Origin of the sequence: Stappia indica, assembly GCF_009789575.1 — a bacterium.
Classification (GTDB): domain Bacteria; phylum Pseudomonadota; class Alphaproteobacteria; order Rhizobiales; family Stappiaceae; genus Stappia; species Stappia indica_A.
This window is the reverse complement of record NZ_CP046908.1, coordinates 1,650,569-1,676,595: the sequence shown is the minus strand read 5'-3', so window position 1 is coordinate 1,676,595 and position 26,027 is coordinate 1,650,569. Positions and strand designations below refer to the sequence as shown.

Genomic DNA, 26,027 nt, shown 5'->3' with positions numbered 1-26,027 from the left:
CTGCCGGGGTGTTTTGCATTCGGGCGTAGGTGATCCGTCCTACTTGATGCCGGCGCGCATGAAGCTCTGCACGAACTGGCGCTGGAACAGCAGGAAGGCGATCAGCAGCGGTCCGGAGGTCATCAGCGTCGCCGCGTTGATCACCGACCACTCGATGCCGGAATCGATGGCCGAGAAGACGCTGAGGCCGACCGTCACGGGGCGCGTGTCGACCGAGTTGGTGACGATCAGCGGCCACAGGAAGTTGTTCCAGTGGTGGCTGACCGAGACGAGGCCGTAGGCGAGATAGGTCGGCTTGGCGAGCGGGATGTAGACCCGCCACAGGATGCCGAGGATGCTGGAGCCCTCGATGCGCGCGGCCTCGTCGAGTTCGCGCGGCACGGTCATGAAGGTCTGGCGCAGCAGGAAGATGCCGAAGCCGGAGGCGATGTAGGGCAGCGCGATCGCCGGGATGGTGTCGACCAGGCCGAGGATGCGCATGGTCTTGTAGTTCTCGACGATCAGGATGTCCGGCATCACCAGAAGCTGCAGCAGCACTAGCGTGAACAGGATCGAGCGGCCGGGAAAGGTGAAGCGCGCGAAGGCATAGGCGGCCAGCGTGCACAGCAGGAACTGGCCGGCGAGGATCAGCGTGACCAGCATGAAGGTGTTGAGGAAGTAGCGCGCGAAGGGTGCGGCACCCCAGGCCTTCTCGAAATTCTCGAAAGTCAGCGGCGCCAGCAGCTCGAAGCGGGCCTCGTAGGCGGAGGGGTGGATCGCCGTCCAGATCGCGAAGGCGAGCGGCAGGATCCACATCAGGGCCAGCACCCAGGCGGCGAGCGTGTTGAGCGTCCGGTCGAGGTCGAAGCGCCGGCGGCGCGGGCGGGCGGGAGCGTCGGCTGCGGCGGTCATTTGTAGTGCACCCTGCGGTCGAAGAAGAAGAACTGGCCGATGGCGAGCGCACACAGGATCGCCAGCATCGCGACGGTCAGCGTCGCGCCGTAGCCGGTCTCCCAGTACTTGAAGGCCGTCTCGTAGATGTGGAACAGCAGCAGCGAGGAGGCGTTGTCCGGGCCGCCATTGGTCAGGATGAAGATGTGATCGACCAGGCGGAAGGAGTTGATCACCGCGTTGATCGACACGAAGAGCGTGGTCGGCATCATCAAGGGGAAGGTGATGCGCCAGAAGATCGTCCAGCGGCCGGCGCCCTCGATCTTCGCAGCTTCCACCAGGGAGGGCGGGATCGCCTGCAGGGCCGCAAGATAGAAGATCATGAAGAAGCCGGCCTCCTTCCACACCGTGACGACGATGACGGCGTTGAGGGCGGTCGACGGGTCGCCGAGCCAGTTGGTCTGCGGCCAGCCGAACAGGGCCGAGCCGACCTGGTCGATCAGGCCGAAGCCGGGCGTGTAGAAGAACAGCCAGATATTGGCGACGGCGATCAGCGGCAGCACGGTCGGGGTGAAATAGGCCATGCGCACGAAGCCGCGCCCCGCGAGGCGGTCATTGACCCAAAGGGCCATGACGATGGCGATGCCGACGGAGAGCGGGATCGTGCCGAAGGCGAACCACAGATTGTTGCCCAGCACTTTCCAGAAGATGGGATCGCCCATCATCCGCTCGTAATTGTCGAGGCCGATGAACCGGGCCGGTCGCCGGCCGCGCGGGGTCGAGTGGAAACTGTTCCACAGCGTCATCACCGCCGGCACATGGGTGAAGGCGAAAAGGAAGAAGAGCGCGGGAAGCAGCAACAGCCACGCGTGTATCCACTCGCGGCTGCGTATCAGCATCGGCACTCTCGTGCGGCCTGTCGCGGTCGTCATCTTGCCCTTGGTCCTTCCCTCGCATCCCTGTCGGCCCGTCCTGCCCCGGACCGGGTCGGGGACCGGCAGCGACAGCTGCCGATCCCCTTGGTTTTTGGCGTGAGCCGGTTTCCCGGCCTGCCGTCAGGCGTCAGCGATACTCGGCGAGGATCGCGTCGGCCTGGGCCTGCGCGTCCTTCAGAGCGGTCGCCGCGTCCTTCTGGCCGGTGATGGCGGCGGCGAGCGCATCGTTGAAGATCGTCGTCACGCGCTGGTTCTGGTAGGTGGACAGCTCCGCGACGGCGAACTCGAGCTGGTCGCGGGCAACGGTGGCCGGCGGGAAGTCGGCGGCGTAGGTCTTCATCGCCTCGGTCTCCCAGGCGTCCGGACGCGGCGCGACATAGCCCGTGGCGATGGTCCACTTGGCGGCCTGCTCGGGACCGGTGATCCACTTCACGAAGTCGGCGGCCGCGGTCAGCTGCTCTTCGGACGCGCCCTTGAACAGGTAGAAGTTGCCGCCGCCGGTCGGGGCGCCGCGGCGCTTGTTGGCGGGCAGCATGCCGACGCCGAACTCGAACGGCGCGTTGTCACGCACGTTGGTCAGGTTGCCGGTGGTGGTCCACATGATCGCGGTCTGGCGCTCGAAGAAGGCCTTCGGCGTTGCGCCCCACTCGATGATGCCCGGCTCCATCACGCCGTGCTTGGTCGACAGGTCGACCATGTACTGCAGCGCCTCGGCGACCTTCGGGTCGTCGAAATTGGTCTTGTTGCCCTCGCTGTTGGCCAGGATGACGTCGTTCTGCGTCGTCAGGCCCTGGAACAGCCAGTAGGGGAAGCCGGAGCTCGGGATGCGCACGCCCCACTGGGTGACGTTGCCGTTGGCGTCCTTCTTGGTCAGCTTCTTGCCGAACTCGACCAGTTCTTCCCAGGTCGCCGGCGGCGTCTCGGGGTCGAGACCCGCTTCCTTGAAGGCTTCCTTGTTCCAGTACATCACCGGGGTGGAGCGCTGGAACGGGATGCCGTAGGTCTTGCCGCCGGTCTGGCTGTTTTCCATGAAGGCGGGATAGAAGCCCTGGAGCCAGGCCTTGTCCTCATCGCTCTTCAGGTAGTCGTCGAAGGGGACGATCAGGTCCTCGTCGATCAGCGTGAACATGTCGGCCGACAGGGCCATGGACAGCTGCGGCGGGGTGCCGCCGCGCGAGGCGGTGATCACCTTGGCGATGGTGTCCTGGTAGGAGCCGGAATAGACGGCGTCGATCTTCACGTCCGGGTTGTTCGCGACATATTCGTCGGTCAGGGACTGGATGGTATCGGCGGCCTTGCCACCGACAGCCACCGGAAAGAAGAACTGCAGCTCGACGGCCTGGGCGGAGGCCCATGTGCCGAGTGCCAGTCCGGTCGAAAGGGTCGCCGTGGCGACGGCCTTCATCAGCATCGATTTCAACATGTCTGCCTTCCCTCATGTTGTGCCGGCCGCTTTGCGCTGGCTTTGCCGGCTTGACGTCCCGCGCGCGGCGCGGAAGCGTTTCCTTGCGGAGGCCGTTTCCGGCTCCTGTTGACGTGGTCCCTCGCCTCAACCGGCGATGCGGGCTCCCGTGGCCGCCGCGAGATCGTCGCGGCGATGGCCGGTGGCGCCGTCGAAGACGTGCAGGTCCTGCGGCGCGAAGCCGAGGCGGATGTCCGTGCCGGCGGCGATGTCGTGGTCGCCCGGCAGGCGGACGGTGAAGATGCTTCCGCCGGCCTCGCAGTCGATCAGCATGTCGGCGCCGAGATATTCCAGGCTCGCCACCCGCGCGGCGAGCGGGCCGCGGTCCGCCAGGGTCAAGGCCTCGGGGCGCAGCCCGACCTTGTGGGCGGCAAGACCTGCGTCCAGGTCGGCCAGCAGCGCGCCCGGCAGCACGTTCATCGGCGGAACGCCGATGAAACGGGCGGCGAACGGCGTCTCGGGCCGCTGGTAGAGGGCGCGCGGATCGCTCGCCTGTTCCAGCCGGCCGCCGTTCAGCAGCACCACCTGGTCGGCCATGGTGATGGCCTCGACCTGATCGTGGGTGACATAGACCATGGTGAAGCCGAGCTTCTTCTGCAGCGCGCGGATCTCCACCCGCATCTCGTGGCGCAGCTTGGCGTCGAGATTGGACAGCGGCTCGTCCATCAGGCAGACGGGCCGCTCGGCGATGATGGCGCGCCCCAGCGCCACGCGCTGCTGCTGGCCGCCCGACAACTGCGAAGGCTTGCGGCCGAGCAGGGCGGACAGGCCCAGGAGCTCGGCCACGCGCTTCAGCCGCGCCTCGCGCTCGTCCCTGGCCACACGGCGCACCTTCAGGCCGAAGACGATGTTCTCGGCAACGTCGAGATGGGGAAACAGCGCATAGGACTGGAACACCATCGCAAGATCGCGTTCGGCCGCCGGCAGGTGGGTGACGTCCCGCCCGCCGATCAGGATGCGTCCCGCATCGGAGCTTTCCAGGCCGGCGATCATCCGCAGCGTCGTCGACTTGCCGCAGCCCGACGGACCCAGCAGGACGGTGAACGTGCCGGCTGGCACGCGGATCGACAGGTCGTCGACCGCCTTGTGGGCGCCCCAGACCTTCGAGACGTTTTCAAGCAGGATTTCCTGGCCCCCCGGGCGGCCGTCTGTCGCGGGCGTGTTCATCAGCGCTCCTCGTTGTTGTTGGTGCACACCAAGCTCTTGCGTCCGGCCGCCGTCAGCAGCGCCTCGACGGAGGCGGGCAGGGCGGCGTCGCAGAAGACCGCGGCAACGTCGGTGATATGGCCGCCGCGCACATGCGCGGGGCGGCCGAACTTGCTGGCGTCGAGCACCAGGAAGGCGCGCCGGCAATTGGCGAGGATCGCCTGTCGCGCGGCGACCTCGTCCTCATGGAAGTCGAGCAGCGTGCCGTCGGCATCGACGCCGGCAACGCCGAAGATCCCGATGTCGACCTTGTAGGCGGAGAAGAAGCGCTCGGTCTCGGCGCCCAGGATGTCGCGGTCGCCGTGGCGCAGCCGTCCGCCGGCGATGGTCACTTCGAAGTCCGGGTTCTGCGATGCGGAGAAGGCGACATGCAGGTTGTTGGTGAACACGCGCAGCCCCTGGTGGCGGCCGAGCGCCTGCATCACGATTTCCGGCGTCGTGCCGATGGAGAAGGCAAGCGAGGCCCCGTCGGGAACCTCGCGCGCCACCGCCTCCGCGATCGCCCGCTTCTGCGGCAGGTTCAGGATCTGCCGGCGTGCGTAATGAAGGTTGCCGGCGGGCGCGGGGGGCTCGACACCGCCATGGGTGCGCCGCAGAATGCCGTGCTCGCACAGCCGGGTGAGATCACGCCGGATCGTCTGCGTGGTCACCTCGAACCGCTCGGCCAGTGCCTCCACCGAGGCGAAGCCGTTCGACTGCACCAGATCGGCGATCTCGCGCTGGCGCGCAGTTATGGCCAGGTCGCTGGTCATGAGCGACTGTCTTCCTCCCGAATGCGGACGTTCCGTCTCTACTTCGTTCATATGAACATAGCACAACGTTCATATGAACATACAATGACAGAATTCACCTTGGTGGAAATTGGGGTCTCGCCGTGCCCGGCAGGCCGCACCGCGGCGGGTCGGCGGTGTCTGTTTTTGCAAATGGTTCGCAATTGCATTGACAAACTGCAAATGGTTCTCATAATCATTAAAAGGAAGAAGGCTGCCGACCCGCATCCAGCATGGCAGCGACACCAGAACCACGGGATGGCAGCGCATGTGCAGCACGGTCTTCAGCAGGCTTCGACGGATCGCAATGGCGGGCACGCTCGCGCTTGCGGCCTTGGGCGTCCTTTCGCCCGCCGGGGCGCGGGCCGAGCCGCCGCTGTCGGTCGTCGCGACCACCGGCATGATCGCCGATGCGGCCCGGCAGATCGGCGGCGACCGGGTGAGCGTGCGCGCGCTGATGGGGCCGGGCGTCGATCCGCATGCCTATCGCCAGACGCGCTCCGACATCGCCGCCATGGTCCGCGCCGATCTCGTCCTGTGGCACGGGCTCTATCTCGAGGCGCAGATGGAGGAGTTCATGAAGGAGCTCGGCGCCCGCAAGCCGGTCGTCGCGGTGGCCGAGAGCCTGCCGCGCGAGCTGCTGATCTCCCATGTCGACTATTCCGACAAGTTCGACCCGCATGTGTGGATGGATCCGCGCCTGTGGTCGCGGGTCGTCGAGACGGTGCACGAGGCGCTCGCCGCGGCCCGGCCCGAGGATGCGGAGGTCTTCGCCGCCAATGCCAAGGCCTATCAGGACGAGTTGGCGCGCCTTGCCGACTATTCGGACACGGTCTTCGCTAGCGTGCCCGAAACTGCGCGGGTTCTGGTCACCGCACACGATGCCTTCAGCTATTTTGGTCGCGCCCAGGGCTTCGAGGTGCTCGGCATCCAGGGCATCTCGACCCAGAGCGAGGCCGGGCTGCAGCGGGTGGCGGAACTCGTCGATATCCTGGTGCAGCGCAAGATCGGCGCGGTCTTCGTGGAAAGTTCGGTCTCCGACCGGTCGGTGCGGGCCTTGATCGAGGGTGCTGCGTCCAGAGGGCACACGGTCGTCATCGGCGGCGAGCTTTTTTCCGACGCGATGGGGGCGGAGGGTACCTATGAGGGCACCTATCCGGGCATGATCGACCACAACGCCACGATCATTTCCCGTGCCCTTGGCGGCGAAGCGCCCGAGCGGGGCATGGCCGGACGGCTGGCGGCAGGAAGCTGAGGAGCACGATGGCCATGCAGGCGCGGGACAGGATCGAACTGGTGCAAGGCCGAGAGGCCGAGGCGGCGGCACGGGCAGAGGCCGCGCGGGCGGCGATGGCCCTGCGGGAGATCACGGTCTCCTACGGCGAAAGCCCGGCGGTCTTCTCCGTCGACGCCACGTTTCCGCGCGACAGCCTCGTCGCCATCGTTGGCCCGAACGGAGCCGGCAAGTCGACCCTGCTGAAGGCCGCGCTCGGCGTCGTGCCGCGCCTGTCGGGCACCGTCACCGTCTTCGGCACGCCGCTGGAGCGGGCGCGCGAGCGGGTGGCCTATGTTCCGCAGCGCGCGTCGGTCGATTGGGACTTCCCGACCCGCGTCATCGATGTGGTCATGATGGGGCTTTACCGGGAGCTCGGTCTGCTGGGCCTGGTGCGGGCCAGCCACCGCGAGCGGGCGCTTGCCTGTCTTGCCCGTGTCGGCATGACCGATTTCGCCACGCGCCAGATCGGCCAGCTGTCCGGCGGGCAGCAGCAGCGGGTGTTTCTTGCCCGCGCGCTGGCGCAAGGGGCTGATCTCTATCTGCTGGACGAGCCCTTTGCAGGCGTCGATGCGGCGACCGAGAAGGCCATCATCGACGTGCTGAAGGAGCTGAAGGGGGAGGGGCGCACGGTCGTTTGCGTGCATCATGACCTTGCGACCGTCGCCGACTATTTCGACCGGGTGCTGCTGATCAATACCCGCCGCATCGCGGAAGGGCCGGTCGCCGAGGTCTTCACGGCCGAGAACCTGCAGGCGACCTATGGCGGACGGCTGGCCTCTGCGCATATCGACCAGCTGCGTTTGTCGGAGCAGGGGTGATGCCGGTGTCGGGTTCCCCGCTGGAAGCCTTCGTTTCCGCGCTCCTGCTGCAGGCCGGCTACAATGCGGCGCTGGTCGCCATCGGCGCGGGGCTGCTCGGCATCGCCGCCGGGGCGGGGGGCACCTTCCTGTTCCTGCGCAAGCGGGCGCTGGTCAGCGACGCCATCGCCCATGCGACGCTGCCGGGCGTCGGCATCGCCTTTCTCGTCATGGTCGGCCTCGGGCTCGACGGGCGCAGCCTCGTGGGGCTGCTGGCCGGCTCCGCCCTGTCGGCCGCGCTCGGTCTTCTGTGCGTCGAGTGGATCACTCGCCGCACCCGTCTTGCCGAGGATACGGCGATCGGCGCGGTGCTCTCCGTCTTCTTCGGCTTCGGCATCGTGCTGCTGACGGTGATCCAGACCCTGTCGCAAGGGCGGCAGGCGGGGCTGGAAGGCTTCCTGCTCGGCTCGACGGCGGGTATGCTCTATTCCGATGCGGTGGTGATCGCGCTCGGCGGCGTGCTCGCCGTGCTCGCGCTGGTCGCGCTGCGCCGGCCGATGACGCTGGTGTCTTTCGATCCGGGCTTTGCGGCCGCCCTCGGGCTCAACACCCGCCGCATCGATCTTGCCATGATGCTGCTGGTACTGGCCGTCACCGTGACGGGGCTGAAGATCGTCGGGCTGGTGCTGGTGGTGGCGCTGCTGATCATCCCCCCGGTCGCCGCCCGGCTGTGGAGCGAGCGGACCGACCATGTGGTGCTGATCGCCGGCGCTATCGGCGGCGTATCGGGCTATGCGGGCGCGGCCATGTCCGCCGCCGCGCCGGGCCTGCCGACAGGGCCGATCATCGTGCTCGTCGCCTTCTCGCTGTTTCTTCTGTCCCTGGCCTTCGCGCCCGGTCGCGGCGTGCTGGCCGCCGCCATCCGCCATCGCCGCTTCCAGCTGCGCCTGCACCGCCGCCAGGGCCTGCTGTCGCTGGCCCGGGGCGAGCCGATCTTCGATCCGCTGACGCTGAAGGTCCTGCGCCGCGAGGGGCTGATCCGCCCCGACCGGGTGCCGACCGAGGCCGGACGCATCGAGGCGGGCCGCGCGCTGGTCGACGAGCGCCGTTTCGAGGTGGCGCGCCGGATCCACCGGGACGATCCGCTCAGCCACCGCTACGACGGGCTGACGCCGATTACGGCCGTGATGACGGGCGACGAGATCGCCGAGATCGACCGCATGCTTGCCGCTTCGGCGACGCTGCGGCGCGGGGAGGCAAGCTGATGGGTGCCGAGTTCGTCCAGCTGTCGCTGACGCCGATCCTCATCGGCGTGCTCTCGGCGATTGCCTGCGCACTGCCGGGCAACTTCCTGATCCTGCGCCGGCAGGCGCTGATCGGCGATGCGATCAGCCATGTGGTGCTGCCGGGCATCGTCGTTGCCTTCCTCGTCACCGGCAGCCTGGCCAGCCTGCCGATGCTCGCGGGGGCGGCAGGCGCTGCGCTGGTCGCGGTCCTCCTCATCGAGACCATCCGCCGGCTCGGCCGCATCGAGCCGGGGGCCGCGATGGGCGTCGTCTTCACGGCGATGTTTGCCGGCGGCGTTCTGCTGCTGGAGCAGAGCGACACCAGCGGGGTTCATCTGGATGTCGAGCACGCGCTCATGGGCAATCTGGAAAGCCTGATCTGGTTCGATGCGACCGGCTGGGGCTCGCTGCTGGATCCGGCAGCGCTTGCCGGCCTGCCGCCCGAGCTGCCGCGCATCGCACTGGTCGCCGCCGCGATGACCGCGCTGATGCTGGTGTTCTGGCGGCCGCTGAAACTCTCTACCTTCGACGAGGGCTTCGCCGCGACGCTCGGACTGCCGGTGCGGCTGATCGGCCTGGGGCTGGTTGCGGCCTCCGCGGTGGCCGCGGTTGCGGCCTTCGACGCGGTCGGCTCGATCATCGTCATTGCCATGTTCATCTGCCCGCCGGCGACGGCGCGGCTGATGACCGAGCGTCTGGAGCGACAGGTCGCCTGGAGCGCGATCTTCGCCGCGCTCTCCGCGGTGCTCGGCTATGTGCTGGCCGGGTATGGACCGCAGTGGTTCGGCGCCGTCAACGCCGTCAGCGCCGCCGGCATGATCGCCACCGTGTCCGGCGTCATCCTGGCCATTGCCTGCCTTTTTGCTCCGCATCGTCGGCGCGTCGGCCAGCCTGTGGCCTGATATTTTCACCAGTGATTGCGATTTGCGCCTTTATTTCAATGTATTTGATCATTTTTATCAAATTACTCTGCGTAACTATGACAGTTTTGAGAAAGTTGTAATTTCAATTTCGACTTGAATTGCCCGTTCAATGTCGAAAATAGGATCAATATTGCAGCTTCTATCGATTGTGTGAGCCTGTCCTCGGTGCGAAAGTTCGCGCATAGAGTGTGATTGGAATTCATTCAATTTTTTCGATGGAGGGCTGTGATGTTCGACGTCTCGAGCGTTCGCGAGATCGAGTACGGCGCCAGCGGCGTCACCTATGTCTACCAGGACCACGACAATCCCAAGCTCTGGTACATGGTGCCGGTGCCGCGGCTGCGGACGCTGGACGGGGCACCGTCCTTCGGGATGACCGAATACACCTCCAATGGCGGCGGCATCGCCGGCCTTTGCACCTTCGAGATGGAGCTGGTGCAGCCGCTGGAGGCGCGCCGCGCGGCCGAAGAGATCCTCGGCTCCGACATCTCCTGGGGCGGCTTCGTCTGGGTCGGCGGGACCGCCTATTTCTACTATGACATCGCCGGCGAGAACCAGGTGCTGGCGGTCGAGCCGACGCTCTACGGCACCAATGTCGCCGCCTTCCAGATCGAGCTCGAAACGGCCGAGGCGGTCAACAGCTTCAAGAACGCCTTCAGCGGCGACGAGGGCGGTGCCTCCACCTTCCGCGTCGAATACGAGATGCAGGTGCTGACCAAGCTGCTCGGCGCCAAGGCGACGGTGATCTACACCGCCGAGGCGGCCATCGAATACGAGAAGAAATACAAGACCGTCCGCGACACCTGGGGCAACCAGAAGCAGGTGCTGCAGGAGGTCAAGCAGGTGCTGCGCCAGTCGGGCGCGGGCGAAGTCAAGGTCGAGCTCGGGCCGGGCAGCAGCGACGAGCTGGCCCAGCGGGTGCGCGACTGGGGCTGGACGACGCTGGAGAACCAGGTCGCCAACACGGTGGCGGCGGCCGCCGTCATGGCGACGGGTCCCAATCCGGTCTCGGCGACGACCTCGTTCAACCAGACCTACCAGGAAGACACGGTGATCGACTGGTCGACGCCGGTGAGCAGCTTCATGCGCCGCTTCAGCTCCGAGGAGTGGCGCCAGGTCTTCACCAGGGTCGACAACCGCAAGCTGTCGGTGGTGTTCAACCTGATCGGCGAGCTCAACCGCTCCGGCACCGACGATCCGGTTGCCGAGACGGTGGCGGTCACCGTCACCTATCCGACGCGGCCGACCGACAACACGTTCACCTTGATCGTCACCAACGGCGACAAGTCCTCGAAGATCTTCGAGGCGCCGGGCGATTTTTCCGGCAGCCGCTACAATCCGGAATTCAGCTATACCTATGTGATCAACTTCAAGGACGGCAAGACCTTCAAGAGCGATCCGATCACAACGACGGATACGCTGGTCAACATCACGCCGAACGTCTTCGGAACGCGGCAAGTGACCTTCATCGGCCAGAATATCCCGTTTTCGGGTCCGACCGGGGTGCGGGAGGTCAATATCGACTTCTTCTTCGCGCCGCCGGCGGGCAACCCGGCCATCGTCCAGACCAAGACCCTCACCGCCAACGGTGCGGAGAACGGGGTCCGCTTCGACAGCTTCTACAATCTGCCCATCGGCCAGAACTACAGCTACCGGCTGCGCTACCAGATGGCCGACAACAGCGAGATCGTGTCCGAGCCGCCCGGAGCCCTGTCGTCGGCGCCCGACTATACGGGCTCGGGCAATGCGGACATCGTCTTCGTGGCCGATCCGAAGGGACTGTTCACCCAGTTCACGCTGCGCGCGTTCAACTACACGACGGAAACCACGACGCTGCTGCTGGTGGACGTCAACGCCCAGTATTTCGATCCGGTCAACAATGGCGACAAATGGATCGCCGAGAACACCTGGTCGAACTGGCAGCCGACAGGGCTCCTGAGCTTTGCCGAGCCGCGCTGGAACTTCCAGGCCGTCGACAACACCAACAACGCCTATTTCAACCTTTCGGGGACGATCTTCTACTCGAACGGCGAGAGCTTCACCCTCGACGGCTATCGCCAGTCGAGCGAATACAAGACCATGACGGTCACCAACACGGTGCAGAACTACAGCGTGAAGGTCGACAGCAGCCTCGTCGACTGGACGCAGGTGGCGAGCGTCAACCTGACCATGTTCCAACTCAAGCCACAGGTCCGCGATAAGTTCGGCAAGGACGTGCCGGCCTTCCTGTCGCGGCCGCGCCACGAGATGACGACCGCGCAGCGGATCGAGGCAGAGGCCTCGCAGCAGAATGTGATGCTGTTCAGCCTGCTGGGTGCGCCGTCCGGCGTCGTCGTCGACAGCCTGGAGCGGTTCTACGGCATCCAGCGGCCGATTGCCGAGCCGACCATCGAGTTCTACTACACGGCGGTCTATGTGCTGAAGGACGGCACGACCCGCGAGCTCGAAAGCCAGGAAGTCTCGGGCCGCCTGTCGGTGGAACTGCCGGCCTTGCCGCCCGCGACCGTCACGCCGGGCCTCGTGCGCCAGGTGATGGAGCCCGGTGCGCTGGCCGCGCGGATGCGCCAGGGCGGGTGATCGCAATGTCCCCGCCGATCCCCTCCGGGAGCGCGCGGTTGCAGCAGGGGCCGGGGGGCGCACCCCCGGTACCGCTCCCTTCCTTGCGGGTGGGAGCCGGCCCGGCTGCGGCCGTCTCGCCGCTCGACAGCCTGCTGGCAGCGGTCCGTCCGCTGTTGCCGCCGGCAGTGCTTGCGCCCGGCCGTCCACCGAGCGACCTGACGCCGTCCGGCGCGCCGATGGAGGCGGCCTTCGTCTGGGCCGACGGCGAGCCGGGTTGCGATCCCCGCGTCAGTCTCGATCCGGCGCCCGGCGCGCTGCCCGGGATCCGGCTTGAGGCCGCGCTGTCGCTCTGCCGGGCGGTCGCGGGCTCCGAGCCGTCGCCAGAGGTGCTTCGGCTGGCCGCGCGGCTGTCCTGCTGGCAGCGGCAGGCGGGCGGGCGCTATGGCGCCTGGGCGGGCCTGCGCCAAGGCGCAGCGGGTCGCCTCGCGGCCAAGCTCTATCTGGAGCTGGCGCCCGCGACGGATGCCGCAGGTCGCCCGCTCGGGGCCGGTTTCGAGCAGCGCCTTGCCGGCGCGCCGCCGGTGCTGACGGGGCGGAACGTCCGGCCGACGATGCTGGGTGTCACGCCGGATGGCGGCCTGTTGGAGCTCTATTATCGCACCGACCCGCTGTTTCCCGGCGATCTCGATACCTTGATGCGCCGGTTCGGCCTCATCCCGCGCGGGCAGGAGGTCCGCCGGCTGGTGGAGCGGCTGACCGGGCGCAGCGTCCGCTTCGAGATCCCCTCCAGCGATGTCGGCTTTTCCGTCGCCTTCCAGATGGCGGGCGAGGGGCGGGCGCGGCGCGCCCATGCGGTGGCCTTCACCTTCTACTCCAATGCCGCCGCCCTGCTCGGGCCGGATGCGCGCGTGACCGACGCGCTGCTTGCCGAGGGCGCGGCGCGCGGCTGGGACATGACAACCTATCGACAGGCCCTCGTCTGTTCCGGTGCGCCGCACGGCGAGAGCGACGCCCCGCTGCAGCGGCACGGGCTGGTCGGTCTGGTGCTGGCCGGCACGGCTCCGCTGCGCGTGACGGCAACGCTCGCCGCCTCCGGGCGGAGCCGGGAGGCCTGCCATGGCTGAGCCCGCCCCGCGTCTGGCTGATCTTCTGGCCGATCTTCTGGCCTTGCAGGCCTCGTCCGGGGCGTTCCCCTCGCAGGTGGAAACGCCGGCCGGGTGTGTCGCCGACGAGAGCTGCTTCGTCACGGCACAGGCGGCGCTGCTGCTTGCCGCGCTCGGCCGAAGCGAGGCGGCGATCCACGCCCACGGGCGGGCGCTCGATTTTCTGGAGACGTGCGAGGATGGGGGCCTGCCGGGCGCGTTCCGCTTCTATCCGCAAGGGGGACGCGGGCCGCGCCTGGTCGACGGGCTGCCGCCGGATGCGGACGATACGGCGCTCGCCTGGATGGCGCTGGTCGGCGGCCGCCGCCGCGAGGCACGCGAAGGGCTGGTCCGGCTTGCCGGCCTGTTGCCGCGCCTTGCCTGCGGGCCGCTGCGCCGCGGCGATCCGCCGTTCGCGCGGGCACCGTTGTTGCGCACCTGGTTTCACGAAAGCGATCCCGGCCCCGTCGACCTGACGGTCAATCTCAACGTGCTGGCGGCGCTTGCCGCTTGCGGTGCAGGGCGCTCGGGCTGTTCGCTTTCCGTCCTGATGCCGCGGCTGGCCGGGCGCGTTTCCGCAGCCGTCTCCCAGCATGCGCCCAGCCGTTCGGCGATGCGCGTGCTCAGTCCCTACTACGCCCACCCGGCGGAACTGGCGATCGCCGCGCTGCGGGCGCGGGCCTGCGGCGTCCCCGGCCTCGACGGTCTTGCCGCATCGCTCGCGCCGGTGGACGCACGCGACCGCGCCGCCCGCCGCCCGCACGACCGTCCCCTCTATTGCAATGCCCATGGCCGCCCGCTCTGGCGTGCCCCGGCCCTGCAACTCGCCCGGCAGCTTGCCGACCGGGCAACGACCCCTTTCGACCCGTCTCTTTCACCGGCCAGATTTTCGGGAGGTTTCCATGATTGCGATGCCCAGGTCCGTCCTTGCTGAACTCGATGCCGGCGAGCGCCCGGCGGCGCGCGCCAGCACCAAATACATGGAGACCTTCCAGCTCTCCCGGCCCGCGCTCGGCGGCACCGACATCGTTACCTATGCGAATGGCGCCGGCGATCTCGACCTCTACACCATCGGTACGGGAGGCGAGATCTACCGCCTGCGCCGGGGCGAGAAGTCGATGGCGCCCTATGACGACACCGACCTGCACATCCGCGGGCGGCAGCTGTTTCTCTACACCTCCGGTACGGAAGGCAGCGACACACCCAACATCATGACGCTGGGCGACAGCGGCCAGCTGTCGCTTGCCGAATACCAGGCGACCACCAGCAGCTACTACCAGCGCGAGACCAAGCCGCGCGATGCGGGCGAGACCATCCGCCAGTTCCGCGGCGCGCGCGGCATCACCGGCAATGTCTATATCAACGTCATGCTGGATGTGCCGGGCGAAGACTACGGCCTGCTCGCCAACAATTTCTTCAAGCCGGGCACCAGCGAATGGGCCGGGCCGGTCTGGGCGCCGGTGATGGGACCTGGCGGCACACAGGCCCAGGTCAAGAGCATCGCCATGGTGGCCAACAGCGCCGTGCAATCGGCGATCTTCGCCATCGGCAAGGACAATTCCGTCCTGTTCAGCGAGACCAGCGACCGCACCTCGGCGCTGCGCACGCTCGGGCCGAAGAAGGCGACGGCGCTCTATGTGGTGGCGGATGCCAACGATCGGCTGGCGATCTTCGCGGTCGAGCAGGGCACCGGCAAGCTGTTGCTGAAAAAGGAGAAAAAGTACCAGTCAGGCACGGTGAAGCAGTTCGACGACTGGATCCAGGTCGATCCCCCGCAGAGTGTGCCGCTGACCGAGATCTACGCCTCCGTCACCTTCGACGACCTGTTGCAGGTCTTCGGCATCGGCACCGACGGGCGGCTGTGGCGCGCCGGGCAGGCGCCGGGCAGCGGGCGCAGCGCCGATCCGGTATGGCAGACGCTGTTTCCGCTCGGCAACGAGATCCCGTCCGATCCGGGCTCCAAGGCGACGATCTTCACCGTCGGGCGCGACCGGGCGGGCTATGCCGAGGCCTATACGGTGTCGGCGGCCGGCGACCTCACCCGCTTCTGGCAGTCGCCGACCTCGCGCCAGTGGTTCGACCAGCGCATCGACCTGCTGCGCCAGGACAACGACATGGTGCCGGTCGAGACCCATGCGCTGGAAGTGGTGGTGCTGGACGAAGACGGCATGCCGCTGTCCTTCGCGCCGGTCTCGATCCAGGCCTCGTTCCTCATCACCCTGTTCGTCGACGGGCGCTCCTATCGCTGCAGCCAGCTCAACCGGGTCGCGGCGCAGACCGGACCGGGCGGCAAGCTGGTGATCTACCAGCAGGCAACGGCGCTGGCGGCGGCGACGATCTATATCGAGACGCCGGGAACGCTGGCCGGCACGCCCATCGTGGTAGAGCCGAACCTGCAGCTGCAGGAAAAGCTGGCCGCCCTTTCGGTCGCGGACATCAAGAACGCCAAGGATGCGGCCGGCAACTACCTGCTGCCTGCTGAGTATCGCTCCAGCGACGAGTATGCGCAGAGCCTGCAGCAGATCACTCAGGCCTCGATGGAGATCGCCGGCCAGCGCGAGACGCGGGCCGCGCGGGTCGTCTATCACACGGTCTCCCGGCGCAAGGCGGCGCGCGGCTTCGATCCGCGGCTGGACTTGCGCGCCATGTCGGGAACCGCCTGGTCCATCGACTTCACCTCCGGCTTTCCGCAGTACCAGCCGATGACGCTCGCGCAGGTCGCCGACTGGAAGGGCGAGCGCCTTGCCGCCATGCGCGCCTCGGCGGCCAATGACGACGGCGCCAAAGTCGCCGGTTTCCTCGGCATCGACTGGGGCGATGTGTGGAACGGCATCAAGAACGCGGCGAACTTCGTCATCGACGGGCTGACCAAGATCGTCGTCGAGATCATCGACGGCATCGGCCGGGTGCTGTTCGAGATCGCCGGCAAGGTGTTCGAGGCGATCATCGAGTTCGTGCAGCAGGCCTTCGACTTCGTGCAAGGGGTCTGGAACTGGCTGAAGGTCAAGCTGCGCCAGCTTTTCGAATGGCTCGCCTTCCTGTTCAACCTCGGCGACTTCCAGCGCATGGCCGAGGCGGTGGAACACAACACACGGGTGCTGCTCGACTTCACGGCGGCCGGCGTCGACCACGTCAAGGACATGATCCTGTCGGGCATCGACACGCTGAAGGAGTCGCTCCAGTCGGTCGTCGACACGATGATCGACGAGCTCAACAAGGACGACAATCCGACCTACGACCAGTTCTCGTCGCAGCAGGAGATGACCGACAACCAAGCCTATGAGATGGAACACAATCTCTTCGCCAATGCCTACGAGCAGAATGGCGGAAAGGCCGACGAACGGGGCGGCAGCGGCGCGGTCAGCCTGATGAGTTCCAGCGCCCTGTCGAGTTCGCTCGACGGGCTGATTGCGATGATGGAGGACCTTGCCAACAACTTCCAGTTCGGCGACGGCAAGGAGGCGTTCAACGAGGCGCTGACCTTCTTCACCGCCATTGGCGATGATCCCAATAACGCCCTCAACCTGTTGATGAGCGGCGTCATCAAGCTGATGGAAAGCGTCGCCCTTTTCGCGCTGGACGCGGCCAAGGGCGTCATCGCGACGCTGATGGACCTGGTTCGCGAGGTGGTGGAATCCTTCCGCGACGTGCTGTTCTCGGAATGGGAAATCCCGGTCCTGTCGCAGCTCTACAAGTTCTTCACCGGCAGGAGCCTGTCGATCCGCGTCAGCCAGATCGCCTCGTGGCTGGTCGCGATCCCGGCAACGCTGATCTACAAGCTGGCGACCGGCAAGGCGCCGTTCCCGGACGAGGCTTCGCTCGACGCCTACAAGAACTATGTCACCGTCGACTGGGTGAAGTCGAAGTTCGGCATGACGACGGACAAGCAGGTGCTGTTCGACAGCACCTCCGAAAAGGTGGTGGCCGGCGTCTCGCTCGGCATCTACGCCGCCGCCATGGTCGTGCGCATCTTCACCGACGGGCTCACCGGGTTCCTCAGCTCCACCGGCGCGATCCCCGACCAGGGCAGCAAGGTGCCGGAGGGACTTAAGAACTACTCGAAGAGCTGGACGCCGAAGGGCAAGAACCTTGCCGGCCTTGCCGCCGTCCTGATGCGCTACGTCACCACCTTCGCCACCATGCCCTGGCTGATCCGGCCCGGCTCGCCGGCGCCGAGCTGTCCGGCCGGCGATCCCGGTTTTGCCGGCGTCATCTGGATCTGCCAGGTCATCGCAGGACCGACGCGCGGACTGCTGATCCTGGCGTTTCCCGGCGGCAAGGCGCGCACCTACACGGCGGAGCTGACCATCACGCTGTGGGGCTTTGCCAATATCGGAATGATTTCATGGAATTACGCGGCGAGCCCGAAAAAGGACAAGCTCGCCAAGCTCGGCCTGTCGCGGGCGCTGACCAATGTCATTCCCGGTCAGGCCACCCGCTTCCTGTTCGTTCCCGATATCCAGGAAGCGACCTATTACATCCCGGCGATCATCGGCGAGGCGCTGATCGTCGTCGGCAATCTCGGCTCCGCCGGCGTCGCCGTCTGGGAACTCACGGAAGTGGTGAAGGACGAGTGAGACGGCGCTTGGCGGCGGTCCGGGAGGAGGGGCGGCGCCCTTCTCCCGGACCCTTCGATGCGGACGGGCGGAGCGGAAGCTCGCCCGTTTTCGCGTTTCAGATCAGGTGCTTGCGGAAGAAGGCGATGGTCCGCTCTTCCGCGAGCCGTGCCGCCGTCTCGTCGTAGCGCGGCGTCGTGTCGTTGTGGAAGCCGTGGTTGACGCCCGGATAGAAATGCACCTCGTAGCTCTTGCCGTGCTGCTGCAGCGCAGCCTCGTAGGCCGGCCAGCCGGTGTTGATGCGCTCGTCGAGCCCGGCATAGTGAAGCTGCAGCGGCGCCTCGATCGACGGCACGCCGCCGGCCGGGGCCTGACGGCCGTAGAAGGGCGCGCCGGCGCCCAGTTCCGGATAGGCGACCGCCAGTGCGTTGACCACGCCGCCGCCATAGCAGAAGCCGACGGCGCCGACCTTGCCGGTGCAGTCGTCGCGGGCGGCGAGATGCTCGAAACCGGCAAAGAAGTCATTCAGCAGCTTGGTCGCATCGACCGTGCGCTGCAGCTCGCGGCCGCGGTCGTCGTCTCCCGGATAGCCGCCGACAGAGGTCAGCCCGTCGGGTGCCAGCGCCATGAAGCCGGCCTTGGCCATGCGCCGGGCGACGTCCTCGATATACGGGTTGAGGCCGCGATTCTCGTGCACCACCAGCACGGCGGGCAGCTTTTCGGCAGTGCCGGCCGGGCGCACCAGATAGGCGTTCACGGTGCCGTGGCCGTTGGGCGAGGCGTAGGCGATCCGCGACGTCTCGATGGCGGGGTCGTCCGGGGCGACCTGCCGGGCGAGCGCGTAATCGGGCGAGAGCTGCCGAAGCAGGGCCAGCGCGGTCACGCCGCCGACGGCGAACTTGGCGGCGCGGTCGAGAAATTCGCGGCGGTCGATCCGGCCGTGCGCGTAGAAATCGTAGAGCTCCAGCAGCTCCTGCGGAAAGTCCTTCGCGGTCTTCCGCCGCGCCGGCGCACCGTCGATGCCAGACATCTCGTCCATCGGTTCTCCTCCGTCGTGCGAGGCTCCGTCCAGCGCCGCCGACTCCCATGAAGTGGTGAGGCTGCAGACTATGACATGGAGCGCGGCGGAAAAAAGGCCAATTCCATCGGTGTTTTCGACGGGATGACGAGTTGTGCGCGTGTCCGGCAATCAGACGTTGAAGGCGTCCGCCCACTCCGGATGCTTCTTGCGCTGGGCGTTGACGAAGGGGCAGAGCGGCATGATGCGGAAGCCCTTCTCGCGGGCGTCGGCGACCAGGCGCTCGACCAGAGCGAGGCCGACGCCGGTGCCGCGCATGCTCTCCGGCACGCCGGTGTGATCGGCGATGACGAGCTTGTCGCTGGCGACCGAGAAGGTCAGTTCCGCCTCGCCGTCGCGGCCCGCGACGCGGGCGACGTAGCGCCCCTTGCTGCCGGACTGCTCGAGCTCGATGGTGATCGCGTCGGTCATCGTCTGTCTCCTTGATCGGCCGAAAGCTGCCATTTGCGGGCGGGCCGCTTCGCGATCCTGTCAGCTAGGCATGGGTCGGTGCAAGCGCCATGGGTGGATGTCATCAATCGAATATAGCGATTGATTTAGAGATAATGTTCGTCTTTCACGAATTATGGTGCGGCCGGAAAATCGGGCTCGCGACGTGCCCTGAAACCGCTCTTGCAGGATTTTGCAAGATTTTGCGAAATTTCGAGAATCGGCCTCCCAAACTCTCTCAATCGTCTCAAAAATGCGGCGCGCCGCTTTCGCAGCGCGCCGGAGCTTGTCGTGCCCTCCTCATGCCGGGATGGGGCCGGGATGGGGCGGGGATAGGGCGGGGATAAGGGGGGCGTGCGGTCTCAGCCGACCGGCGCGTTGTCCGCCCGCTTCACCGCGATGATGCTCGAGCGGCCGAGCGTGCCCTCGCCGTCCGGGAAGGGCGCCTTCGGATGCTGGATGCCGACGAACATGGTGCGCCGGTCGGCCGACCAGGTGAGGCCGGTCACCTCCGACCCGTTCGGGCCGGTCAGGAAGCGCTCGATGCGTCCCGTCGCCGGGTCGCCCGCCAGCATCTGGTTGTTGCCCTGGCCGGCGAAGTCGCCCTCGTTGTCGTCGTCGCCGTCGGTCTGGATCCACAGAAGGCCGGTCGTATCGAACATCATCCCGTCGGGCGAATTGAACATGTTGCCCTCGTTGACGTTGTCCGAGCCGCCATAGGCGTCCTTGTGCACGGTCGGGTTGCCGGCCATGACGAAGAGGTCCCAGGCGAAGGTGTCGGCGGCGTGGTCGTCGTTTTCGGGATACCAGCGCACGATCTGGCCGTACTTGTTCTCGGCGCGCGGGTTGGGCCCGCCGACCGGCGTCTCGTCGCCGCCGGCATTCGGCTTGACGCCGCGGCGCGTGTTGTTGGTCAGCGCGCAATAGGCCTCGACCGCGACCGGGTTGACCGCGACCCATTCCGGCCGGTCCATGGTGGTGGCGCCGACCTTGGAGGCGGCAACGCGCGTGAAGACGGCGATCTCGGCCGCCGACATGCCTGTCGCCTCCGGCGTCAGCGCGACCCACTCGCCCTTGCCGTCGTCGGCGAAGCGGGCGACGGAGAGCGTGCCCTCGTCGAGCAGAGCCGAGGTGTCGGCGCCCGGCGTGTAGATGCCGCTCGAGACGAAGCGATAGAGAAACTCGCCGCGCTCGTCGTCGCCCATATAGACGACGACGCGGCCGTCACGGGCGATCACCAACGCCGCGTTCTCGTGCTTGAAGCGGCCGAGGGCGGTGCGCTTGACCGGCACGGAGGCCGGGTCGGAGGGATCGATCTCGACGATGTAGCCGGCGCGGTGCGGCTCGTTCGGGTTCTTCGAGACGTCGAAGCGCGGATCGAACTTCTCGTAGGAATAGACGCTCTTGGCGCCGATGCCGTAGCGCTTGAAGTGCTCGGGCAGGGCGAAGGCCTCGTCCGTCGAGCCGAAATAGCCGTTGAAGTTCTCCTCGCAGGTCAGGTAGGTGCCCCAGGGCGTGCGGCCCGCACCGCAATTGTTGAAGGTGCCGAGCGAGGCGGTGCCGGTCGGATCGGCTTCGGTCTTCAGGAGGTCGTGGCCGGCGGCCGGACCCGACAGGCGCATTTGCGTGTTGTGGTCGATGCGCCGGTTGAGCGGGCTGTCGACGACGATCCGCCAGCCGTCTTCGCCTTCCGCCACTTCCATGACGGTGACGCCCTGCAGGTTCTGCAGCTTGCGCACGTCCTCGCTGCTGGCCGGCGTGCCCTTGTCGTTCTGCGGCAGGTTGAGCTTCGGGTTGACGTATTCGTGGTTGACCGCGATCACCTGGCGGCTTCCGACGGTGAACAGCTCCATGCCGTCGGTGTTTTCGCCGAAGATGCGGTTGGAGGTGGCGGCATCGCCGCCGGTCGCGTGGTCGAACTCGGCGGCATCGGAAAACAGCGGGTCGCCCCAGCGCGCCAGCACCTGCCAGGTGTAGCCGTCCGGCACATGGACGGTGGCGTCGGTGGCGATCGGAATGGGCGCGAAGGCGAAGCGCGAGGTGGCGGCCTCGGCGGAGACGGACGACAGCAGGCCGGTCACACCGGTCCCGAGCCCCATGGCGGCCGCGCCCGAGCCATAGGCCAGGACACCGAGAAAGCCGCGGCGGCTCAACGCGCGCTCGACCACCTGGTCGAAGCCGGTCGACTGCGGCGCGGGCCGGCGGGCCTCGTCGAACGCGTCGAAGGAAAAGTCCTCGAAATCGATATGCTGGCGGTCGTTGCGATCCATCGCTGGCACTCCCTCAGGCTGGCTAGACGCGAGACGGCATCCCGCCGTCGACTGCCATTTCCTAGCCCGGAGAGGTCTCATGCGTGTGACGGAGACGCGTGTCGGATCATGCCTCACAGCCAAGACAGGTGTCAGATCGACTGGATTTCAGAGGATCGCCATCCCTGCGACTGCGTGCAAGCTCATTCGGTCTTGAGATCGATCTTCAAGACAGTCGCCTGGGCGACGGCGCAGAAGCCCATGCCGAACATGAAGAGGTGAAGGTCGCCCCTGATGCGGCCCCTCGTTCTCCAATGCTCTTCTCCTTTTCGGGCAGCACCAAGCTGCCGGCCGGCAAGGGTGGCAAGAGCGAAACCACAGCCAAGATCACCGCCGCTCCGACTCACCTGTGTGACGATGAAGCCCTTGCTTGTCAGGATCCATTGTCCAAATTACGCTGCGGCCACCCGATCAGAGGATCCGTATAAATGACCAGCGCTTCCATGCCCAGCTGGGCCGGCGAGCACGCCGACGACGAGATCGTGCCGCGCGACATTCGTTTCGACATTTCCGGCAATGCGGAACGGCACTGGTTCGGCGGCGATCCGCTGCGCACGGCGATGGTCGACGGGTTCTCGATCTTCCTGCCCGAGGGCGAGCGCTTCTTCATCCGTTCGCTGAAGCACTATGCGTCGAAGCTCGGCGATCCGGAGTTGATCAAGGAAATCAACGGCTACGCGGTGCAGGAGGCGTTTCATACCCGCGAGCACGAAGACTACAACCGGACGATTGCAAGGCTCGGCTACGATGTCGAGGAGATGGAACGGCCGATCAAATACGTGCTCGGCAATGTCTCCGTGCCGCTGATCCGGCTGGCGGTGACCTGTGCCATCGAGCACATGACGGCCAATTTCTCGACCATGACGCTGCGCCACCAGGAGATTTTCGCCGATGCCAATCCGGCCTATCGGCGGCTATGGATGTGGCACGCGCTGGAGGAGCTGGAACATAAGGCGGTGGCGCTCGACGTCTACAAGCGCGCGGCGGCCGGGATGCCGGCCTGGAAGCGCTACGGGCTGCGGGTCTCGGCGATGAACGGCACCGCCTTCCACTTCAGCCGCATCCTCCTGCGCAACGTCCGCCTGTACGCGCAGGCCGACGGCATTCGCACGGGCTTCCGCTTCTGGTCGCGCTTCGCCTGGCTGCTGCTGGTGCGGCCCGGCTACACGCGGTTGAGCCTGCTGGCTTTCCTGCGCTACTACAAGCCGGGCTACGATCCGCGCAAGGTCGACGACAGCGACCTGATCCGCAAGGGGCGGGCCTGGCTCGCCAACGAATATGCCGCCGGCGACCCGGCCAAGGAGACCCCCGCCCGATGACCAGCCGCGCCTTCGGATACATCCTGCGTGCGGTCGAGCGCGGCGCCTTCCCGAAGAGCCGCAAATGGGCATGGAAGCGGCTCTACAACATGCTGTCGCGACTGTGGCGCGACAGCGACTGGCGCTTCATGAACTACGGCTACCTGCCGGCGGGCGATGCCTTTGCCCTGACGGCGGAGGACGAGCCGGAGCGCGCGTTCATCGGCCTCTACCACCAGGCGATGGCCGGGCTCGCGGTCGAGGGCGCGCGCGTGCTCGAAGTGGGCTCGGGCCGCGGCGGCGGGGCGCGCTACATCGCCCGCTACATGGCGCCGGCCGCGGTGACCGGCCTCGACTATTCGCCGGAGACGGTGCGCCGGGCGCGGCAGCTCAACGACGACACGCCGAACCTTGCCTTCGAGGTGGGCGACGCAGAGGCGCTGCCCTTTGCCGATGGAAGCTTCGACATCGTCGTCAACATCGAGTCCTCCCACTGCTACGCCGATGTGCCGGCCTTCGCCCGGGAAGTGGCGCGGGTGCTGGCGCCGGGCGGCTGCTTCACCTGGGCCGACATGCGCGCGGCAACGATGATCGAGGGGCTGGACCGGGATCTCGGCGCCTCGGGCCTGGTGCTGGAGAGCGAGACCAACCTGTCGCCGGGCGTGGTCAGCGCGCTCGACGCGGTCAACGAGCGCAAGATGAGCCGCATCCAGAAGAGCGCGCTGATGCGGCGGTTCCTGAAGGAATTTTCCGGCGCCAAGGGCTCGCTGCTCTATCGCAACCTGCAGTCCGGCGGCGTCGTCTATCTTGCCCGCCGTTACCGCAAGCCTCTGGCGTAAAAGCAGTTTGACGGCCCGCCCCGGCTGTCAAGCAGATGTCATGTCCACCCCGTAACACTGCCGGATCGGCCCGTGTGCCGCCTGCCATCTTCGGGGGAAACATCCATGAAATTCTCGGTGCTCGGCGCGCTTGCCGCCGCGCTTCTCGGCTCGACCGTCGCGGCCTCCGCCGATCCGGTGTTCAACCGGGTCGCCTCCTTCCCGGTCAACACCAACCTGCCGGCCGGCACGGACGGCAAGAGCGAAACCTCGGCCGAGATCATCACGGCGACCGCCGACGGGTCGATGCTGGTCTATTCCGACAGCCCGCTGGGCGGGGTCGGCTTCATCGACATCACGGATGCGGCGTCGCCCAAGCCGGCCGGCTTCGTCGGCCTCGACGGCGAACCGACCTCGGTGACGGTGCTGGGCGGCAAGGTCTTCGCCGGCGTCAACACCTCGACGAGCTACACCGCGCCGTCCGGCCGGCTGGCGGTGATCGACATCGCCTCGCGCGAGATCGGAGCCTCCTGCGATCTCGGCGGCCAGCCCGATTCCGTCGCCCTGTCGCCGTCCGGCGATCTCATGGCGGTGGCAATCGAGAACGAGCGCGACGAGGACCTGAACGACGGCGCGCTGCCGCAGATGCCGGCGGGCTTCCTGGTGCTGCTGCCGGTGGTCGACGGCCTGCCCGACTGCGCCAAGGCCCGCAAGGTCGACCTGACCGGTCTGGCGGCCATCGCCCCTGAGGACCCGGAGCCGGAATTCGTCGACATCAACGCGGCCAACGAGGTCGTGGTGACGCTGCAGGAAAACAACCACATCGTCGTCGTCGATGGCGCCAGCGGCGAGATCCTCTCGCATTTCTCCGCAGGGACCGTCGATCTGGAGAATGTCGACGTCGAGGAAGAGGGCGCGCTGACCTTCGACGGCACGCTGACCGGCGTTGCCCGCGAGCCCGATGCGGTGCAGTGGCTGGACGGCGAGCGGCTGGTCGTTGCCAACGAGGGCGACTACGAGGGCGGCTCGCGCGGCTTCACGATCTTCTCGAAGTCCGGCGAGGTGCTCCACGAGAGCGGTCTCGACTTCGAATACCGCGTCGCGACGGCCGGCCACTATCCGGAGAAGCGCTCGGGCAACAAGGGCGCCGAGCCCGAGGGGCTCGAGGTCGGCCGCTTCGGCGAGGAAACGCTGATCTTCGTGCTGTCCGAGCGCGGGTCGGCCATCGGCGTCTATCGCGATACCGGCGCGGCGCCGGAGTTCGTCCAGCTGCTGCCGACCGGCGTTGCGCCGGAAGGGGCGGTCGCCATTCCGGGACGCAACCTCTTCGCCGTTTCCAACGAGGCGGACCTCGTCGAGGAGACGGGGCTGCGCTCGCATGTGACGCTCTATGAGCGGGCGGAAGGGGTTGCCGCCTATCCGATGATCGTGTCGCGGATGGATGACGCGGGCCGGCCGATCGGCTTCGGCGCCCTGTCGGGCCTTGCCGCCGACCCGAGCGCGCCCGGCATCCTTTATGCTGTCAGCGACAGCGCCTACGGCATGCAGCCGACGATCTTCCGCATCGATGCGAGCGGCCATCCTGCCCGCATCACCGATGCGATCCGCGTGACGCGGGCCGGCCAGCCGGCGCAGCTGCTCGACCTGGAAGGCATCGTCGCCGACGGCAAGGGCGGGTTCTGGCTCGCCTCCGAGGGGCGCTCCGACAAGCTGGTGCCGCATGCGCTCTACCGCGTCGACGGCAAGGGCGAGATCAAGGCGCAGGTCGCCTTCCCGCCGGAGCTGCTGGCGGTGGAGACCCGCTTCGGCGCCGAAGGCGTGACGCTGATCGGCGACACGCTGTGGATCGCGATCCAGCGCCCGTGGAAGGACGATCCGAAGGGCACGGTGAAGCTGGTTTCCTACAACACCGCGACGAAGGAATGGGGCGCGGTGCGCTATCCGCTGGAGGGCGCGGAGACGGGCTGGGTCGGCCTGTCGGAGATCGCGCTCCATGGCGAGCACGTCTACATCATCGAGCGGGACAACCAGATCGGCGACAATGCCCGGCTGAAGAAGCTCTACCGCGTGCCGGTGTCGGCGCTGGTGCCGGCCCCGCTCGGCGGCGAGCTGCCGCTCGTTGCCAAGGAAGAGGTGCGCGACTTCATCCCGGACCTGAAGGCGACCGGCGGCTATGTGGTCGACAAGATCGAGGGCTTTGCGGTCGATGCCTCGGGCACCGGCTATGCGGTCACCGACAATGACGGCGTCGACGACAGCAACGGCGAGACGCTGTTCTTCTCCACCGGCAAGATGTGACACGACACGGACCTG

General features: G+C 67.0%; 20 protein-coding genes. 12 read left to right on the top strand and 8 right to left on the bottom strand.

Annotated features, from left to right (window positions below):
- Nucleotides 1-39 precede the first annotated feature (39 nt).
- From GH266_RS07890 to GH266_RS07870, 5 genes are all read right to left on the bottom strand, one after another.
- Nucleotides 40-891 (bottom strand): carbohydrate ABC transporter permease, encoded by an 852-nt coding sequence (locus GH266_RS07890; RefSeq protein ID WP_120266958.1) that lies wholly within the window; start codon nt 889-891, stop codon nt 40-42.
- Complete coding sequence (locus tag GH266_RS07885; protein ID WP_209001566.1) at nt 888-1,802, bottom strand: carbohydrate ABC transporter permease; 915 nt, start codon at nt 1,800-1,802, stop codon at nt 888-890. Before GH266_RS07885 ends, GH266_RS07890 begins: the two co-directional genes overlap by 4 nt.
- Before the next feature lie 130 nt (nt 1,803-1,932).
- A complete protein-coding gene (locus GH266_RS07880; RefSeq protein WP_199270471.1) occupies nt 1,933-3,228 on the bottom strand; it encodes an ABC transporter substrate-binding protein in 1,296 nt (431 codons plus the stop codon).
- A gap of 126 nt (nt 3,229-3,354) precedes the next feature.
- Entirely contained in the window at nt 3,355-4,434 is a 1,080-nt protein-coding gene (locus GH266_RS07875; protein ID WP_158193403.1) for an ABC transporter ATP-binding protein, read from the bottom strand.
- Nucleotides 4,434-5,225 carry a DeoR/GlpR family DNA-binding transcription regulator gene (locus tag GH266_RS07870; RefSeq protein ID WP_158193402.1) on the bottom strand — a complete coding sequence of 264 codons (792 nt, stop codon included), beginning with the start codon at nt 5,223-5,225 and terminating at the stop codon, nt 4,434-4,436. The genes GH266_RS07875 and GH266_RS07870 overlap by 1 nt, the downstream gene beginning before the upstream one ends.
- 325 nt (nt 5,226-5,550) lie before the next feature.
- Here GH266_RS07870 and GH266_RS07865 point away from each other — a divergent pair, with 325 nt between their 5' ends.
- The 8 genes from GH266_RS07865 to GH266_RS07830 all read left to right on the top strand — a co-directional run bounded on the left by GH266_RS07865 (nt 5,551) and on the right by GH266_RS07830 (nt 17,803).
- A complete protein-coding gene (locus GH266_RS07865; protein WP_209001565.1) occupies nt 5,551-6,498 on the top strand; it encodes a metal ABC transporter solute-binding protein, Zn/Mn family in 948 nt (315 codons plus the stop codon).
- A 14-nt stretch (nt 6,499-6,512) separates the two neighbouring features.
- The gene (locus tag GH266_RS07860; protein WP_280524819.1) at nt 6,513-7,337 is read left to right on the top strand and encodes a metal ABC transporter ATP-binding protein; all 825 of its coding nucleotides are present in this window, start codon (nt 6,513-6,515) and stop codon (nt 7,335-7,337) included.
- Complete coding sequence (locus tag GH266_RS07855) at nt 7,337-8,581, top strand: metal ABC transporter permease (protein ID WP_158193400.1); 1,245 nt, start codon at nt 7,337-7,339, stop codon at nt 8,579-8,581. The genes GH266_RS07860 and GH266_RS07855 overlap by 1 nt, the downstream gene beginning before the upstream one ends.
- Nucleotides 8,581-9,504 carry a metal ABC transporter permease gene (locus GH266_RS07850; RefSeq protein WP_158193399.1) on the top strand — a complete coding sequence of 308 codons (924 nt, stop codon included), beginning with the start codon at nt 8,581-8,583 and terminating at the stop codon, nt 9,502-9,504. The genes GH266_RS07855 and GH266_RS07850 overlap by 1 nt, the downstream gene beginning before the upstream one ends.
- Nucleotides 9,505-9,753: 249 nt before the next feature.
- A complete protein-coding gene (locus GH266_RS07845) occupies nt 9,754-12,102 on the top strand; it encodes a hypothetical protein (protein WP_158193398.1) in 2,349 nt (782 codons plus the stop codon).
- An 83-nt stretch (nt 12,103-12,185) separates the two neighbouring features.
- A complete protein-coding gene (locus GH266_RS07840; RefSeq protein WP_158193397.1) occupies nt 12,186-13,208 on the top strand; it encodes a hypothetical protein in 1,023 nt (340 codons plus the stop codon).
- The gene (locus tag GH266_RS07835) at nt 13,201-14,160 is read left to right on the top strand and encodes a hypothetical protein (protein ID WP_158193396.1); all 960 of its coding nucleotides are present in this window, start codon (nt 13,201-13,203) and stop codon (nt 14,158-14,160) included. The genes GH266_RS07840 and GH266_RS07835 overlap by 8 nt, the downstream gene beginning before the upstream one ends.
- A complete protein-coding gene (locus GH266_RS07830) occupies nt 14,129-17,803 on the top strand; it encodes a PLL family lectin (RefSeq protein ID WP_158193395.1) in 3,675 nt (1,224 codons plus the stop codon). The genes GH266_RS07835 and GH266_RS07830 overlap by 32 nt, the downstream gene beginning before the upstream one ends.
- Before the next feature lie 97 nt (nt 17,804-17,900).
- Here the strand turns inward: GH266_RS07830 and yghX are convergent, their stop codons facing one another.
- From yghX to GH266_RS07815, 3 genes are all read right to left on the bottom strand, one after another.
- Nucleotides 17,901-18,821 carry a YghX family hydrolase gene (yghX, locus tag GH266_RS07825; protein ID WP_158193394.1) on the bottom strand — a complete coding sequence of 307 codons (921 nt, stop codon included), beginning with the start codon at nt 18,819-18,821 and terminating at the stop codon, nt 17,901-17,903.
- Between the two features lie 150 nt (nt 18,822-18,971).
- Complete coding sequence (locus GH266_RS07820) at nt 18,972-19,271, bottom strand: GNAT family N-acetyltransferase (protein ID WP_158193393.1); 300 nt, start codon at nt 19,269-19,271, stop codon at nt 18,972-18,974.
- A gap of 380 nt (nt 19,272-19,651) precedes the next feature.
- Nucleotides 19,652-21,559 (bottom strand): PhoX family protein, encoded by a 1,908-nt coding sequence (locus tag GH266_RS07815; RefSeq protein ID WP_158193392.1) that lies wholly within the window; start codon nt 21,557-21,559, stop codon nt 19,652-19,654.
- A 98-nt stretch (nt 21,560-21,657) separates the two neighbouring features.
- Here GH266_RS07815 and GH266_RS07810 point away from each other — a divergent pair, with 98 nt between their 5' ends.
- From GH266_RS07810 to GH266_RS07795, 4 genes are all read left to right on the top strand, one after another.
- Entirely contained in the window at nt 21,658-22,026 is a 369-nt protein-coding gene (locus GH266_RS07810; protein WP_158193391.1) for a hypothetical protein, read from the top strand.
- The gene (locus tag GH266_RS07805) at nt 22,027-22,917 is read left to right on the top strand and encodes a metal-dependent hydrolase (RefSeq protein WP_158193390.1); all 891 of its coding nucleotides are present in this window, start codon (nt 22,027-22,029) and stop codon (nt 22,915-22,917) included.
- The gene (locus GH266_RS07800; RefSeq protein WP_158193389.1) at nt 22,914-23,735 is read left to right on the top strand and encodes a class I SAM-dependent methyltransferase; all 822 of its coding nucleotides are present in this window, start codon (nt 22,914-22,916) and stop codon (nt 23,733-23,735) included. The genes GH266_RS07805 and GH266_RS07800 overlap by 4 nt, the downstream gene beginning before the upstream one ends.
- A gap of 105 nt (nt 23,736-23,840) precedes the next feature.
- The gene (locus tag GH266_RS07795) at nt 23,841-26,012 is read left to right on the top strand and encodes an esterase-like activity of phytase family protein (protein ID WP_158193388.1); all 2,172 of its coding nucleotides are present in this window, start codon (nt 23,841-23,843) and stop codon (nt 26,010-26,012) included.
- The last annotated feature ends 15 nt before the right edge of the window (nt 26,013-26,027 follow it).